Source organism: Psychrobacter sp. KCTC 72983, assembly GCF_014280455.1.
Classification (GTDB): domain Bacteria; phylum Pseudomonadota; class Gammaproteobacteria; order Pseudomonadales; family Moraxellaceae; genus Psychrobacter; species Psychrobacter pacificensis.
Map to the genome: position 1 here is coordinate 635,858 of NZ_CP060390.1, position 16,356 is coordinate 652,213.

The 16,356-nt window shown below is 46.5% G+C and carries 14 protein-coding genes, 2 tRNA genes and 1 pseudogene; 12 read left to right on the forward strand and 5 right to left on the reverse strand.

Translation table 11 applies throughout. The features are described from left to right. Window positions 1-127: 127 nt before the first annotated feature. The 5 genes from gltX (at window position 128) to PSBA01_RS02650 (ending at window position 3,444) form a co-directional block, all read left to right on the forward strand. The gene (gene gltX, locus PSBA01_RS02630; RefSeq protein WP_186475412.1) at window positions 128-1,654 is read left to right on the forward strand and encodes a glutamate--tRNA ligase; all 1,527 of its coding nucleotides are present in this window, start codon (window positions 128-130) and stop codon (window positions 1,652-1,654) included. Between the two features lie 144 nt (window positions 1,655-1,798). Further along, window positions 1,799-2,164, forward strand: coding sequence for a hypothetical protein (locus PSBA01_RS02635; RefSeq protein WP_186474972.1), 366 nt, complete (start codon window positions 1,799-1,801; stop codon window positions 2,162-2,164). A 122-nt stretch (window positions 2,165-2,286) separates the two neighbouring features. After that, window positions 2,287-2,362: transfer RNA gene (locus PSBA01_RS02640), tRNA-Ala, on the forward strand. Window positions 2,363-2,491: 129 nt separating this feature from the next. After that, window positions 2,492-2,567 (forward strand) — tRNA-Glu (locus PSBA01_RS02645). A gap of 223 nt (window positions 2,568-2,790) precedes the next feature. Next, on the forward strand, window positions 2,791-3,444 hold the full coding sequence (locus PSBA01_RS02650; RefSeq protein ID WP_186474973.1) for a LysE family translocator: 654 nt from the start codon (window positions 2,791-2,793) through the stop codon (window positions 3,442-3,444). A gap of 117 nt (window positions 3,445-3,561) precedes the next feature. Here PSBA01_RS02650 and acnA read toward each other — a convergent pair whose 3' ends face one another. Beyond that, window positions 3,562-6,402 carry an aconitate hydratase AcnA gene (gene acnA, locus PSBA01_RS02655; protein ID WP_186474974.1) on the reverse strand — a complete coding sequence of 947 codons (2,841 nt, stop codon included), beginning with the start codon at window positions 6,400-6,402 and terminating at the stop codon, window positions 3,562-3,564. 286 nt (window positions 6,403-6,688) lie between these two features. Next, window positions 6,689-7,735 carry a DUF3025 domain-containing protein gene (locus PSBA01_RS02660; protein ID WP_186474975.1) on the reverse strand — a complete coding sequence of 349 codons (1,047 nt, stop codon included), beginning with the start codon at window positions 7,733-7,735 and terminating at the stop codon, window positions 6,689-6,691. 126 nt (window positions 7,736-7,861) lie between these two features. Between PSBA01_RS02660 and PSBA01_RS02665 the strand changes: the two genes are divergently transcribed. Further along, window positions 7,862-8,578, forward strand: coding sequence for a metal-dependent hydrolase (locus PSBA01_RS02665; protein WP_186474976.1), 717 nt, complete (start codon window positions 7,862-7,864; stop codon window positions 8,576-8,578). Between the two features lie 45 nt (window positions 8,579-8,623). Further along, a complete protein-coding gene (locus PSBA01_RS02670; protein WP_186474977.1) occupies window positions 8,624-9,187 on the forward strand; it encodes a YchJ family protein in 564 nt (187 codons plus the stop codon). Window positions 9,188-9,211: 24 nt separating this feature from the next. On the opposite strand, the gene PSBA01_RS02675 is transcribed toward PSBA01_RS02670, so the two are convergent. From PSBA01_RS02675 to PSBA01_RS02685, 3 genes are all read right to left on the reverse strand, one after another. Next, on the reverse strand, window positions 9,212-10,132 hold the full coding sequence (locus tag PSBA01_RS02675; protein WP_186474978.1) for a class II glutamine amidotransferase: 921 nt from the start codon (window positions 10,130-10,132) through the stop codon (window positions 9,212-9,214). Next, the gene (locus tag PSBA01_RS02680) at window positions 10,133-10,456 is read right to left on the reverse strand and encodes a hypothetical protein (RefSeq protein WP_228724623.1); all 324 of its coding nucleotides are present in this window, start codon (window positions 10,454-10,456) and stop codon (window positions 10,133-10,135) included. It abuts the gene before it with no gap. Between the two features lie 72 nt (window positions 10,457-10,528). Then, window positions 10,529-11,692 carry a homoserine kinase gene (locus PSBA01_RS02685; RefSeq protein WP_186474979.1) on the reverse strand — a complete coding sequence of 388 codons (1,164 nt, stop codon included), beginning with the start codon at window positions 11,690-11,692 and terminating at the stop codon, window positions 10,529-10,531. Between the two features lie 186 nt (window positions 11,693-11,878). Here PSBA01_RS02685 and hisF point away from each other — a divergent pair, with 186 nt between their 5' ends. From hisF to PSBA01_RS02710, 5 genes and pseudogenes are all read left to right on the forward strand, one after another. Continuing rightward, window positions 11,879-12,661, forward strand: a complete 783-nt coding sequence (gene hisF / locus PSBA01_RS02690) for an imidazole glycerol phosphate synthase subunit HisF (RefSeq protein WP_186474980.1) — start codon at window positions 11,879-11,881, stop codon at window positions 12,659-12,661. Window positions 12,662-12,846: 185 nt separating this feature from the next. Next, window positions 12,847-13,368, forward strand: a complete 522-nt coding sequence (ribE, locus tag PSBA01_RS02695) for a 6,7-dimethyl-8-ribityllumazine synthase (protein WP_186474981.1) — start codon at window positions 12,847-12,849, stop codon at window positions 13,366-13,368. 215 nt (window positions 13,369-13,583) lie between these two features. Continuing rightward, a pseudogene (gene nusB / locus PSBA01_RS02700) lies at window positions 13,584-14,414 on the forward strand (transcription antitermination factor NusB); the annotation flags it as partial. 29 nt (window positions 14,415-14,443) lie between these two features. Beyond that, a complete protein-coding gene (gene thiL, locus PSBA01_RS02705) occupies window positions 14,444-15,475 on the forward strand; it encodes a thiamine-phosphate kinase (protein ID WP_186474983.1) in 1,032 nt (343 codons plus the stop codon). A 3-nt stretch (window positions 15,476-15,478) separates the two neighbouring features. Further along, window positions 15,479-16,084, forward strand: a complete 606-nt coding sequence (locus PSBA01_RS02710; protein WP_186474984.1) for a phosphatidylglycerophosphatase A — start codon at window positions 15,479-15,481, stop codon at window positions 16,082-16,084. Window positions 16,085-16,356 lie beyond the last annotated feature (272 nt).

Consider the following 16,356-nt stretch of genomic DNA (forward strand, 5'->3'; position numbering starts at 1 on the left):
CATTAAAAATATCACATGTCTCTGTTATACTAGCGCTATATTTTACGCTATTTCTTAGCACCCTCTTCATATCTTTCATCGCTATTTATACTAATAGCCTATATTGATAGTAAACTTTGAGACTTTTATCATGCAAACCTCTACTGACAGCAAGCGCCCTGTACGCACGCGTATCGCACCTTCACCCACGGGCTTTCCACACGTAGGTACTGCCTATATTGCCCTATTTAACTTGGCTTTTGCCAAAGCACATGGCGGCGAATTCATCCTACGTATCGAAGACACTGATCAGACGCGCTCGACTGAGCAATCAGAGCAAATGATTTTGGATGCCTTGCACTGGGTTGGCCTAGACTGGAGCGAGGGTCCAGATATTGGCGGCCCGCACGCCCCTTATCGTCAGAGCGAGCGTAGTGATATCTACAAAAAACACGCCGAGATACTCATAGAAAAAGACCATGCGTTCCGCTGTTTTTGTACCCCTGAAGAGCTCGATGCCATGCGCGCTGAGCAAATGGCCAATGGCGAGACGCCGCGTTATGACGGTCGCTGCGCACATCTTGCTCCAGAAAAAACCGAGCAATTAGTAAGCGTGGGCAAACCACACGTGATTCGTATGCGCGTGCCGACCGAAGGCACCTGTCAGGTACAAGACATGCTACGCGGTACAGTTGAGTTCCCTTGGACCCAAGTCGACATGCAAGTACTGCTAAAAACCGACGGTATGCCAACCTATCATCTCGCCAACGTCGTCGATGACCACTTGATGGAAATCACTCACGTCATGCGCGGTGAAGAGTGGCTGAACTCTGCGCCCAAGCATCAACTGCTGTATGATTATTTTGGTTGGGAAATGCCAACACTCTGCCATATGCCACTACTGCGTAACCCTGACAAATCAAAACTGTCTAAGCGTAAAAACCCAACCTCTATCACTTACTATCGTGATGCAGGCGTGCTGCCTGAAGCGTTGCTCAACTATCTGGGTCGTATGGGTTACTCCATGCCCAATGATGCTGAGAAATTTACCTTAGATGAGATGATTGCAAGCTTTGATATTCAGCGTGTGTCGCTTGGTGGTCCTATCTTCGATATCGAAAAGCTTAACTGGGTCAATAGCGAGTGGCTACGTGCGCTTAGCCCTGAAGAGCTAAAAAATAAAATCCTTGAATGGGCCAGTAACAGTGACAAGCTGACCGCTATCGCCGCTGCGATTCAGCCACGCATCGAGCTGTTGTCTGACGCGGTCAACTGGGGCGGCTTTTATTTCCAAAACCTGCCAGACATCACCGCTGAGAGCTTCACCCATAAATCGCTTGAGCCTGAGCAAATCATCGAGCTGCTACAACTGGCGCTTTGGCAGCTTGAGACCCTGCCGACGTGGTCGGAGGAAAACATCTATACCACGCTAAAAGGCCTCGCCGCTCACCTCGATATCAAGATGCGCGATTTTATGGCGCCGTTCTTTATCGCGATTGCGGGTAGCACCTCATCGACGCCCGTTATGAACTCGATGGCGATTATCGGTGCGGATATGACCTTGACGCGCTTGCGCCATGCGGTTGATGTACTCGGCGGTCTTGGCAAAAAGAAACTGAAAAAACTTGAGAAGCAGGCGGCAGAGTTGCCAGATTTTTTGGCTGCTGCTGAGTAATTCAGAAGCTGAATAACTTATCTACTAAACAGTTAATTAGCGAAACTTGTCGAATGTAAAAGGGTCAAGCCATCTCTGACCCTTTTTTTGTTGTTAGTCAATACGGCTACTTCCATATCATCAAATTTTTAATTGGAAATAAACATGGCCGCCAAAACCGTCACGATAGAAAGCAAAGATTATGTGTTTAACACTCTAAAAGAAGCGCAAAAATACTACGATGCCATCGTAAAAGAGCTTTTTGAGACAAACCTTACCCAAACCACAGGTCGGGATTTTGAAGATTTAAAATGGATATACCGCACTTACTGCGGTTATACCAAGCATAATCTAGATAAATTAGGCAAATATGACATCATTGGGGTCAAAAGTATCAGAACGATCCGAGAAAAAGGCGGTCAATATGTGCCAACCGAATGCTGTGCGATTATTTTGTCTGATGGCAGCGAAGCAGAGTTTTATACCGATAAAGCCATTAAAGAGATCGCGCTTAAGCAAAATCTACGCTAATTTGGACTTCTTGGGCCTTTAAAATAGGCTAAAACGCTTTTTTTTGCATATTTATGCATTTTTTTAAAAATATCGGTTGACAAGACTGCTGGTCTTACCTAAAATACGCACACTCTTAGCGAGGGGCTATAGCTCAGTTGGTAGAGCACTTGCATGGCATGCAAGGGGTCAACGGTTCGACTCCGTTTAGCTCCACCATACTATTTATCGCTCAACGGATAAATATTGCTTTGAGAACAATGTCAGCACCTAGGCAAGGCTTATTAATAAATAAGCGCTCTGATATTGTGAAGTACCGTTATAACCATAGGTTATAACACTCTATGCGTCCCCATCGTCTAGAGGCCTAGGACACCGCCCTTTCACGGCGGTAACGGGGGTTCGAATCCCCCTGGGGACGCCACTATTCGGCGTCACTTATTAGCACTTTTGCTTAGCATCAGGTTAGACTAATAAGCGAACACTAAAAAATCCCAGTCATCATCCAGTGACTGGGATTTTTTTCGTTTGTCGTTTATAAAAATCATCGATATGAGCTGCTCATGACGACCGATACCAGGTAAACTACGAAATAAACGATAAATAAAACACTCCCCTATTATTGCTATCACAAGGAAGTATGAGCCATGTTCGGTATCGAAAACTATCTGGGCTTTGTCTTGGCGGCGATTTTGTTAAATCTCACTCCAGGCACCGATACGATGTATATCATTACCCGCAGCGTCTCACATGGCAGCGCAGCAGGGTTTTATTCTGTCCTCGGTATCATTTCAGGCATCTTGGTACACACGGTATTCGCCGCATTGGGTCTATCGATCATTTTGATCAACTCGCCTCTGGCCTTTACGGTTGTAAAATATATCGGTGCCAGCTACTTATGCTATCTGGGTATAAAAATGCTGATGAGCAAGCAGCCTTCTTTACTGGCAAATCATTTACCAAAAAGCAGCCCATCTGCACCTGCCAACTCTATAGCGCACTGGCAAATATACAAACAGGGCGTATTAACCAATGTCTTTAACCCAAAAGTCGCGCTATTCTTCCTCGCATTTTTTCCGCAGTTTATCGATCCTAGCTATGCTCATAGCGCCTTGTCATTTCTGATCTTAGGATTGAGTTTTGCGCTGACGGGCTTTGTATGGTGTTTGTGCCTTGCTTTATTGGCATCAAGATTTAGTGCCAACTTAAGAAAAAACCCAGCTATCGAAGTTCTGTTAAATAAAATAAGCGGCGTGGTTTTTATTGGTTTGGGGGTTAAGCTATTGACTGAGAAGGGTTAAAAAAGCTGCTATAAATGTCCAAATAAGCTACTTTCTATAAAATCTAACTACCCATAAAAAAGCCCAATCCCCTACATTAAGGAGACTGGGCTTTTTCGTTGTAAGTCTAACGAACCACTAAGCAGCGCTCTTACTCTCCGCCGCTAGCTGACGTAATACATAGTGCAGTACGCCGCCATGACGTACGTATTCGCGCTCTTTTGGTGTCTGTAGACCGACATTGACCTCAAAGGTTTCAGTCGAGCCATCGGCGCGGGTGGCAGTGACTTGAGCGGTTTTGCTCTCGCCATTGTTTAGGCCAGTGATGCTCAGCACTTCAGAGCCATCGAGCTTGTAGGTTTGAGCGTCTTCGCCATCTTTGAAAGTCAATGGCAGCACGCCCATACCGACGAGGTTTGAGCGGTGAATACGCTCGAATGAGGTGGTGAGTACCGCTTTGACACCAAGCAAAATCGTACCCTTCGCTGCCCAGTCACGGCTAGAGCCTGAGCCATACTCCGCCCCACCGAGGACGACGAGTGGACGCTTATCTTCTTTATACTTCATCGCTGCATCATAGATGGCCATTTCTTCGCCATCTTGTAGCGTCGACTTGTCATCTTTGAAGTAATAGGTATAACCGCCTTCTTTGCCGCCCATCATTTGGTTTTTGATACGGATATTGGCAAAGGTACCACGGGTCATGACTGCATCATTACCACGGCGTGAGCCATAACTGTTGAAGTCCGCTTCCATGACGCCGCGCTCTTGCAGGTACTTACCTGCTGGTGAATTTGGATCAATATTGCCTGCAGGTGAGATATGGTCGGTGGTGATTGAGTCACCGAATAGACCTAAGATACGCGCGCCTTCGATATCAGGGATACCTTCTGGCTCCATGGTCATACCATCAAAGAACGGTGGGTTTTTGATGTACGTTGAGCCTTCATCCCATGGATATAGCTGACTATCGGCTGAGCTAATCGCGTTCCACTCTTTACTACCATCGAACACTTCACCATAGTTTTTACGGAACATATCAGCATCGATATTATTGGCAATCAGCTCGTTGATCTCATCTGACGTTGGCCAAATGTCTTTTAAGTACACATCGTTGCCGTCTTGATCTTGACCGAGTGGGTGGGTAGTCAAGTCAATATCGACTGTACCTGCTAAGGCATAAGCGACAACCAATGGCGGCGATGCTAGGTAGCTGGCCTTGACGTGTGAGTGAATACGACCTTCGAAGTTACGGTTACCAGAGAGCACCGCTGAGGCGACTAAATCGTTCTCTTCGATGCCTTTTTCGATCACATCAGGAAGCGGCCCTGAGTTACCGATACACGTGGTGCAACCATAACCAACGAGATAAAAGCCTGTTTTTTCTAGCTCATCCATCAGTTTGGTTTTTTCTAAGTAATCCGTCACTACTTTTGAGCCGGGCGCCAATGAGGTCTTAACCCAAGGCTTGGCTTTGAGGCCTTTGGCAGCGGCCTTTTTGGCGACCAATCCAGCACCAATCATAACGGCTGGATTTGAGGTGTTGGTACAAGAGGTAATAGCGGCAATCACCACGGAACCATCGCGCAATTTGTGCTCTTTGTCGTCAATATTAACGCTTGAGAACACGTTATTGGCTGGCTGGTAGCCTTTGCTATCGTCAGTTTCGGTATCAACGTCGATGTTGGGTTCAGCTGCCAAGTGTTCCGCTTGCTCTTGCTCGCCGCCTTCTTGATCAAAGCGTACTTTGCCTTCAACTTCTGCCTTGCGGTCCTTGGTCATCTTCTTAAGCGTTTCGCCGAATTTTTCGTGCATATCCGCTAAGTTAATGCGCTGCTGTGGCAGATTAGGGCCTGCCAGTGCTGGCTGGACAGAGGACAGATCGAGCTCTAGCTTGCTCGAATAAGTCGCCGCTGGCGTATCGGCATCGTGCCATAAACCTTGCGCTTTAGCATATTTTTCGACCAGTTCAATCTGCGCTTCTTCGCGACCTGATAGACGCAGATAATCAATCGCCATTTGGTCAATTGGGAAAATACCACAAGTTGCACCGTACTCTGGTGCCATATTAGCAATCGTGGCACGATCTGCAAGTGGCATACTGTGCAAGCCTTCGCCATAAAACTCGACGAACTTGCCCACTACGCCATGTGCACGCAGCATCTCAACGACACGTAATACTAAATCGGTCGCGGTAACACCTTCAGTTAGCTCGCCAGTCAGCTCAAAGCCGACCACTTGCGGAATCAGCATAGATGACGGTTGACCCAGCATCGCCGCTTCGGCCTCAATACCACCCACACCCCAACCCAGTACGCCAATACCATTAATCATCGTGGTATGACTGTCGGTACCAAATACCGTATCTGGATACGCCATCAGCTCGCCATCAACATCCGCTGCCATCACGACGCGCGCTAAATACTCAAGGTTGACCTGATGCACAATACCGGTCGCGGGCGGGACAACGACAAAGTTCTCAAAGGCATTACGGCCCCAATGTAAGAACTCATAACGCTCATTATTACGCTTAAACTCAATCTTTTCGTTGAGATCCAGCGCATCCTCACGGCCATAAGCATCCACTTGTACCGAGTGGTCAACGACCAGCTCACTGGGGATAAAGGGGTTGATTTGCTCAGCACGACCTCCAAGCTCGACCACTGCATCACGCATCGCAGCCAAATCAACGACTGAGGGCACACCGGTAAAATCCTGCAATACCACACGCGCTGGCATAAAGGCGATTTCTTTTGACGCCTCGGCGCCTGCATCCCAATTGGCAACCGCTTCGATATGGTTTTTGCCGACTGACTGACCACCGTCTTCGTTACGCAGTAGATTCTCTAACACGACCTTCATACAAAATGGTAGCGTTTTGATATGCTCGTAAGTTTCGGTAAGTTTGGGCAGGCTGTAGTAGGCATGTTCCTTGCCAGCAACTGAAAGGGTGTCTTTTACATTAAAAATATCACTCATGATAGCTTCCTTATCGTTGTTATAGATCCTAGACATAAATTATTATAAGTTTATGTATAACGGGTGGCTCAATAGATGATCGATATATCTTTAATCAGCAGAGCAGTTTAATAAAACGGTCTGATGTGACTCTGTGTTAACAAAAGAGATAACCATCTCTTTCCTGTTTAACAGAAACGTCCTTTTACCATAACAAACATATGAGGCTTTGTTAACGTCTGGACGTTGTCAAATCGTGGCACAATCGTAAACGTACCAAAGGTTTGGCTAGCCAATCTTGAGTGACTCATTCCTTTTTATTTTTTTGGCGTCGACCACTGCGAAATACATAGCTGTCTTCATAAAAATCAGGCACTGCATTTTCTGCCCAGAAATGCGGCACACCTAAGATTGGCAATGGCGCAAGCTGACGCGGTGTCACCTCATCTTTTGATAATAATGTGTCCATGTATTCGGCAACTTTGTCATCCAAAAAACGTATACGCTCAGCTAATGGTAGGGTAAAGAAACGTTGGCTCACATGGATGACAATGCTGTGCGCACATAAGGGTTTGCGCGGATAGAGTAACTGCTCTAGCAAGGCATGCCCAAAGATATACACGGCTGCCTGAGCGCTGTCATCAGGCTGTGTTGGATCGTCCCATTTATCACGGGGTCTCACCAAACTTGACTGCCAGTCGAAATCAACCAATGCCTCACCAATATTAGGGTCTGCAGTGACCAGCACTGCCCCATTCTCATCAAACACCGTAATAGTGTCGCGCACACGCCCTCGGCGCTCACTGATGCCTTGTTTGGCGATTTCCAGCATGTGGTAATAATTCAGCACTGCTTTGGTCTTAGGAAAGGTCAGCCAAATGCTGCCATTAAATAGGTCATGCAAGTTGTCACGCGTCGGAATGTTGCCAGTTGTACCGATGAAATACTCGTAAGCCTCCCCTTCAGGCAATGCATTTTGAGAGACAAACTGTAGCGTTTGAGGCGTTTGGTTATGGGTAGGTTTGGTCTGCGGTAATGGCTGTTCTAAATGATTGGCCTGCTGCTGCATCGCCGTTTTTAAGACGTTGGCAATCGTGTCAGGCGTGCTGATGTAAGAAGCATCTACATACTGCTCATCTAAATTATCCGATTCACTTAAGCTATTCATCTGCTGACTTGGTCTACTAAGGCGCTCAATAGTGGTGCTCAAGTAATGTTGTTGAGTAATGTGCAACAGCCACGGCGCTTGCCAATCAATCTCAGCAAAGCTGTTATCAAGTGTGCCCTCTATTTTAGACGGCGGCTCAATACAGGCGGTAGAATCAGGTTTGGTAGGTAAATCACTGGCAGGCATAAGCGCTATCTCTTAAAGGCTATCTCTGTTAGATGTCTGGCTACTCTATGGTATCATGGGGCGCTTTTTTACAGCTAGATGCACCGCTCGAAAGGACTTTTTGAGCGCTATGGATGAATGAGTTTTATGGCAAATTTTAATACCCACTTAAATGTCGCTTTTATGGTCAGCGGCACTCTGAGTTTGACGGTTTATAAGGCAGGCTTGATTGATGATTCAGGGTTTTTAGTATGCGTGGCGCTTGGTACTATCGGTGGATTACTACCAGATTTGGATTCAGATAATTCAACACCGATTAAGCTCGGTTTTAATATCACCTCGTTTGTCTTTGCTTTTGGTCTGGTCATGCATTGGCGTAGCGATCTGAGTTTGCTCGCATTGATCGCATTATGGCTCGCGGGGTATGGTTTTATGCGTTATGTGATCTTTCATATCTTTACCACCATGACGGTGCATCGCGGCGTTATCCATTCTGTGCCCTATATGGCGATACTCGGACTGGGGTTAACCTGTCTAAGCTATTATGGTCTGCACCTACCACTGACAACCAGTTGGTTTTATGGTCTGTTTTTATTTGGTGGCGCGATGGTGCATTTGTCATTGGACGAGCTATATAGCGTCAATTTGTCCAATATGAAAATGAAGCGCTCATCGGGTACGGCGATGAAGTTTTATCAGCCGAAAGACAAATGGTGGTACCTGCTCTTATACACTATCCTTGCTCTACTGGTATATGTCGCCCCGCCTTTTGAGATGTTTTGGTTACGACTGAGCGACCCTTCTGCATGGGCGCAGCTCAAAGTCGGTATCTTGCCAGAGTTGATAAAAAGCATGCTGCAATAAAGTTATCATAAGATCATTAAGCATAAACAAAAATTAGAGTAAAACATGCAACCTTCCCTACATACTTGCCCGTGCCAAATCAATCCAACAGCAGAGACGGCAAACGCGGCTCTTTCCTATCAAGACTGCTGTCAGCCCTATCATGATGCTTTTTATAATGAAGAAGTAGATGATATAAAAGCGGAAACAGCCGAACGGCTCATGCGTACGCGCTATAGTGCCTTTGTATTGATTAAACCAGACTATATCGTCAAGACCACAGTACCTGCGCAGCAAGGCTTGCTTGACGTTCAGGCAATTAAAAGTTGGGCGATGGAGACCGACTGGGCAGGATTAGAGATTGTAGAACACAAGCCAAAGCTTGGTAAAAGACATGCACAGGTTGAGTTTAAGGCTTATTTTAATACCAAAGATAATGCAAATGATTTAGCAGGAAAAATACAAGCGCACCACGAGTTGTCTGCTTTCGTAAAGGTTACAAACAAAACTAATCAAGATGCACGCTGGTACTTTTTAGATCCGACGGTTGCGATGACAGTGACGCAAAAGCAACCGTGTATTTGCGGCTCTGGTGAGAAATTTAAGCGGTGTTGTGGGGCTTATATTTAAACAACGTTAGATATCCATTGACCTCTAAACACTCGCCCCAACTTCCCGTGCAATCGCAATGCCTTCGTCCACTGTTAAAAATTTACGCTGACTTGGGCTGTCTTTATAAATGACGTCACCATCTTGAAATATTAAGCATTCATTGACGGCGAGCTGCTGCCATTTCTCATTTTCAGTCAATGGTACGGTCACCAAAATCGTCACCTTATCGGTATCGGTGGTGACATCGCTAAAATTAATCGCCATATCATCATCAGCGAGCTTGGCTTCACCAAATGGCGCTTTGCGCGTGAGATAAAACAACAAACTACCTGCATACGCCAGTTGCCACCTGCCATTGGATATTAAGCAATTAAACAGCCCATTGGCCGATAGATAGCGACATTGCGTGGTCAAAAAGTTAAACAGCGTCTTGTCATCAGGACGCGATTTAAAGCTACTCTTTAGACGATTGACCAAATAGCAGAATGCCATTTCAGAATCAGTACTGCCTACTGGCTGACAATGTGCGGCATTGCCGTTGTCTTGCAAGCGCTGACAGCGTTTGATAAATTCGCTATTCATCTGTCCATTGTGCGCAAATACCCACTGCTCGCCCCAGACTTCACGGACGAATGGATGGGTATTTGCCAAACAGTTCTGCCCTTGCGTCGCTTTACGAATATGCGCAATGACGTTCATGGCTTTGATTGGATAGTTGTTAACCAAATCAGCGACTGGCGATAAATGGCTTGGACGATTATCATGAAACAGACGCAGACCCGTTGAGTCATTTGCCGTCTCATCATTGGTTTTGTCATTATTGCTGCATTCGCTGCGCTCAAAAAACGCTATACCAAAGCCATCTTCATGACTGTCCGTCATACCGCCGCGCTTGCGAAATCCTGCAAAGCTAAAGCCAATATCTGTTGGGGTATTACAGTTCATTCCTAAGAGTTGACACATTTATAGATCACCATCATGATTGTCGTTATGGTCGTCGTTTTTTGTAGGATGTACAGTCGCGCTTGCGCCATTTTCTGCCCCTTCATCAAACATCTCATAGGGCGTCGCGCCTTCGGTATCGATACTGTCCAAGATACGTTTGGCATGCGCCAGCTCGGTATCTTGTATCCACAGCACAATACCTGAATTCATCCCTGGCATCGCGCTTAGCGGCTGCAAGGACACGGTTATGCCGTTATTACGTAATAGATTGGCATGCAGCTCTCCTTGCATATTGGTATCAAAGCGCGCCAGTTTGTGCCAGTTATCAACTTGATCGGTCATAGGGTCGCCTCTAAGGTTTTGGTGCTAAAATTAGTACTAGCATTGGTACTAAAATAAATGAATAAGCAACGCTTACGATAATTGATCTAGCGTATATTCTTTGATTGCAAACTCACTACTATTTAATGTTTCTTGCGCTTGCTCGGCTTGCGTGATACTGCTAAACACGCCGACTATTTGATTGTCTGGTTTCGTTAATAGTACAAATACAGTATTTTGCGACTTTTCAACATGCGCCCAATGATAAGCGGCCAAGCGTTTCATCAAGTCAGGATTCTTAACCATGATATTATCACCCGTACGGCCTTCGGTACGGTTGTAGTGAATCACATTGAGGCGCAATAACCAAAAAATCACGGCCGCTTTTGCTAGCATAACAGGTAGTGCACGGTTTTCGTCGTTATTTAGCGGGCGGATCGACTCATAACCTTGTAAGAACGCTGCCATTTTACTGCGGTCAAAGTTAACGGATTCGCCTTGTTCTGCAACGCCCCACGTGGTACAAAAATCATTAATGGTAATGGCGATATCCATCACATAGTGCTCGACACTGACCTCAGTAAAATCCAATAGACCTGTTAGCTTTTCCTGCCCTTTAGTCAAGTCCCATAGCGTATTGTCAGCGAACATATCGAGATGACACAAGCCTTTTGGTAAGTCGGTCAGGGGTAGGTTTGAGTAAGCTTGCCAAATATCACGCATGAGCTTGGCTTCATCGCCGGGCATAAACTGCATTTCACGGTCGCGCACCTCGCTCCACGGATAGAGGGGCACGCCGTAGTCTTGTGCCGGTTGTAGCGCTTGCAGGGTTTCATGCAGCATCGCTAACGCCGCGCCAATCTCATGACACATCGCAGGCGTGGTCTCTTGCGGATGCGCGCCAGACAAGCACGGCACCAAGGTGATTGCTTTGTCCTCATAATGAATGACATAGCGTTTTTTCGTATCAGCGTTATCATCAGCGCCTAATGCTACCAGTGCCAACGGGGCAGCGACCGGCAGCTTGCCATCTAGTTGATTTAATATCACTGCCATTTTTTCGATGTCTTCTGGCGGGCGCTCTTCAAACAAAGTAAACACATAAGCATGCGCGCCATCGACATCGTCCGTCGTTTGAATAAACCAGTTTGAGTTTTTGATACCTTGGGTGATCGGTACCGCACGAGCGAATGACACGCCAAAGCTTTGGCAAAAGGCGGCAAACTGATCATCGGTTAACTGGGTATAGACGGACATGACATCTCACTTATAGCAATTGGGTAAAGAGGTTAGATAGAATAAATTGATGCGGTAATGACAGCAATTGTACCGCGCACGATAAAACGACAGTGAAAAGCGTAATAATCTTGCGAAAACCTGCCTGAAATAGCAGTGATTTTGCTAGACTAGCGCCTATGAATTGATTATAAGGTGAAAGACCCTATGTTAGCAAAGCGTATCATTCCTTGCTTGGACGTTGACAATGGCCGCGTGGTCAAAGGCGTACAGTTTGTCGATATCAAAGATGCAGGCGACCCTGTCGAAGTCGCCCGCCGCTACAATGAACAAGGCGCTGATGAGATTACTTTTTTGGACATTACTGCGACTAATGACGAGCGCGATACCACTTATCATACGGTCGAGCGTATGGCGGAGAGCGTCTTTGTGCCACTCACCGTAGGCGGCGGCGTGCGAAAAATCGCTGATATCCGTAATTTGCTCAATGCTGGCGCGGACAAAGTGGCAATTAACTCAGCAGCTGTATTTACGCCTGAGTTCGTCGGTGAAGCTGCGCAGAAGTTTGGCAACCAATGTATCGTTGTGGCCATCGATGCCAAACGCGTCGCCGATATAAACGTCGATGGGGTTACTGTGCCGCGTTGGGAGATTTTCACCCATGGTGGCCGTAAGCCAACCGGTATCGATGCCGTCGCTTGGGCGAGCAAAATGGCTGAACTGGGCGCTGGTGAATTACTAGTCACCTCGATGGACGGTGATGGCACTAAAAAAGGCTACGATTTGGCACTCATGCAGCAGATTACGAGCCGCGTTAATGTACCCGTTATTGCCTCAGGCGGCGTTGGTAACCTGCAACATTTGGCAGAAGGCGTATTAGAAGGCGGCGTCGATGCCGTACTTGCCGCCAGTATTTTTCACTTTGGTGAGTATACGGTGCAAGAGGCCAAAGAATATATGGCAGCGCAAGGGATACAGATGCGTCTTTAGTACGCTCGTAAAATACAAATAACACCCAAAAAAATGCTATCATAGCGCTAACCATTTATTTTCGTTCAATTAACTAGAGCAACGCCAAAACAATAGGCGGCCAAGTCGATTGAACGCATCAGACTATTTAGCTATTTATTGACGCCTATATTTTAATTGAACGCTTATTAAGCAAAGGATTTTTTATGTCGAACTTACAACAGCAGCGTAACGACGTGACTCATATCGATGGTAACCTACATCAAAATGCTGATGCTCGCATTGGTATCGTTGTCGGTCGCTTTAACGGTTTCGTCGTTGAGTCATTGGTTGATGGTGCGATTGATGCCCTACTTCGTCATGGCGTATTGGGTAGTAACATTACTGTTATCCGCGTTCCTGGTGCATTCGAGCTACCACTTGTGGCCCAGCGCGCTGCGGAATCAGATCGTTTTGACGCCATTGTGGCATTGGGTGCAATCATCCGTGGCAGCACCCCACATTTTGATATTGTAGCCAGCGAGTCGGCCAAAGGTTTGAGCGCTGTTGCAATGGATTATAATATCCCTGTTGCCAACGGTATCATCACTACTGACAGCATCGAGCAAGCTATCGAGCGCTCTGGTACAAAAGCGGGCAACAAAGGCTCTGAAGCTGCGATGGTTGTGCTAGAGATGATCGCTGTTTTGTCACAGCTAGACATCGACGAAGATATCGATGAAGCTTAAGCCTTAAGGCTCAAATTTATTAGTCTAACTGGTGCTGCTATTGAGTAATAGCAGCATTCTATAGCACAGGCCAGCTATCAACACACTGGCTATTTTTTGAATTTTCGCCGTATTTCTATACCCTTTAAAATTTTGAATAAACAAAGCTAAAAAGTTACTTTGTTAATTTATATTTTGACTGGGTATCATCTCAAAAATTTAGGTACAGACCCCCTATGACTGACCAACTCAAGCGCGCTATCAGCGCTGCGAAAACCGCACAAGCCAATCAAGCTGAAGCTACCCGTATAGCGAGCAGTAGTGCAGGTGATCAAACCTTCGATATGAGTGAGTCTTCTTATAAGACCAGTCACACTGCTATCCGTAAGGCGCGCCGCTTTGCTATGCAAGGTCTATACGAGTGGCTCATCACCGACCGCCGCTTTGATGTCGATGGCAAGCTTGGCTGGAAAGACAATGCGCCGCATGATATCGCGGCTCGCACGCGCGCAACCAACGCCATGCACACCGTCCATATCGGCTACTATCACGAAATGATGCGCGATATCCCAGAGCAAATTGAAGCGTTAGATGCGCTTATCAGTCAGTATCTCGATCGTGAGGTTGATAAGTTAGATACGGTTGAACATGCTATTTTGCTTATTGGTGCGTACGAGCTACAAAACCGTATGGAGATTCCATATAAGGTTGTACTCGATGAAGCAATGAAGCTAAATAATCACTTTGGCGCGACTGACGCTCACAAACTGATTAATGCGGTACTGGATAAAATGGCTGGCGAGCTGCGTGCTTTAGAGGTACAAGCAGATACCAATGCCAATCTACGTACGTCACAAAAAGCGGCGGCTAAACAAGCTGAAGCGAGTTCGGCTGAAGTAACGGTAGCTGACAATATCGAAGCGGCTGCTGAAACAGAAAGCGCGATCGATAATGCACCAACTGCATCAAACAAGCCACGTATCAGTGCTAACAAAGCTAACGTTAAACGCAGTAGTGCCAGTAAAGCCAGTGCCAATATCAGTGACTTCAAGGCGAGCAAGAAAAACGCTAACGATACCAAAGACTAAGACTAGTTATGAACGAGTTTGAGCTGATTGAGCGTATATTCTCACAGATGCAGGCCACGCATGCGCCATTAACGGATATCGAAAAAGGTATCGGTGATGACGCGGCTGTGATGGCATTGCCAGCAAGATCACGCTTGGTGAGCTGTATTGATACACTGGTTCAAGGGCGTCACTTTCATGCTGACTTTGCACAAGTAGATAAGCTTGCGTTTGAAATTGGTTATAAAGCGGTCGCGGTCAATGTGTCAGACATTGCAGCGATGGGCGCTACCCCACATAGTATTTTGCTAGCGTTGGCATTGCCTGAGCGTCTAGCGAATCATGAATGGCTCACGACATTTGCCAAAGGATTGTTTCATGCCTGCCAGCTGTTTGGCGTAACGCTGATTGGTGGTGATACGACGCGCAGTGAGCGCCTAGTGCTGAGTGTCAGTGCGCAAGGATTGCTTGCCGCAGACACACCAGCTGTTTATCGCTCAGGGGCACAAGTTGGTGATAAAATCTATGTCTCAGGCACCCTTGGTGATGCCGCTTATGCGCTACAGCATCCTGACAGCGCACAAGGCATAGAACTGGCGCATCGCTTGCACATGCCGACGCCGCGCATCGCTTTGGGTGCAGCATTAGCGAAAACTGGTGCCACCGCGATGATCGATATCTCTGACGGTCTTTATCAAGATCTTGGACATATCTGTCAGCAAAGCTCAGTCAGTATGCGTATTCATTTAGATCAATTACCGAGTAGCGAGTCACTAGCCACGGTAGAGTTATCTGAGCGTTTGTTATGTCAATTAGCGGGTGGCGATGACTACGAATTGGCGTTTACCTTGCCTGCACATATTGAACCACCTACTTCTAATACGCCTATCACTTGTATTGGAGAAATCGTTGCGCTCGCAGATTCTATTGCGACAGATGCCAAATCGCCTAATCACTCACGTCTTGAGTTGTTTTATCAAAATCAGCCAGTCACGCCGACTCAATCTGCCCCCTTCTCTACGTGGCCTAATCTCACCGGTTATCAACATTTCACAGGCTAATCCATGACTGATCAACACCTATCTAAGCCTGATATCCGACAAGCAAATGACTGCCCACCTCTACCAGTCGGTGCCAGTATGCTTGACCGCATGGTTTATTGGCTCGGACTGGGTTTGGGCAGCGGCCTACCTCGACGCGCGCCCGGTACGTGGGGCACGGTTGGTGGTCTGATTGTGGGTGTGCCACTGATGAGCTTGGGTTTCGTTCCTTTTTTAATCTTGACAATTTTGTCGTGTTTGGTTGGTGTTTGGATTTGCGGGCGTACGTCTGAGTTGATGCAAGTACACGATGATCCGCATATTGTGTGGGATGAATGGGCTGGCATGTGGATTACCCTATTGCCGTTATCTTATATATTATCATATGTATTTCCTACGTCTGAAAATACCTTGTCGATAATGATGCTGCCGATGTTTTGGGGCTGGCTACCGACTGCTTTTATCCTATTTCGCGTATTTGATATTTTAAAGCCACCACCGATTGGTTGGGCAGACAAAAAGGTTGCGGGTGGCCTTGGGGTAATGTTGGATGACATTATTGCAGGGATTATGGCAGCCGTGATTTGGTTGATTATTTACATCATTGTGATGATGTTTATGTCTTTTTAATATTATTCCGCGGAAATCATTAGGGCGTGTTGAACATTCGACCATGGCACTGACAGCGACTATTTTTTAGGCGATTCGATGTTAAAAATAATAAGTTTAGTCATTCTAAGCGCTTATTTTTAACGATGAAGCGGCAAAAAAGAGTCCTGTCCCTGCGGGCTGATGCTAAAATTGCCCCATACTGCGTTACAAATCTCGCTAAGGCATCTGCATTATCGTCGCTTTGTGCCTTGTCTGGAACAATTTTAGCGATCAGCAGTGCCTATTTGCGA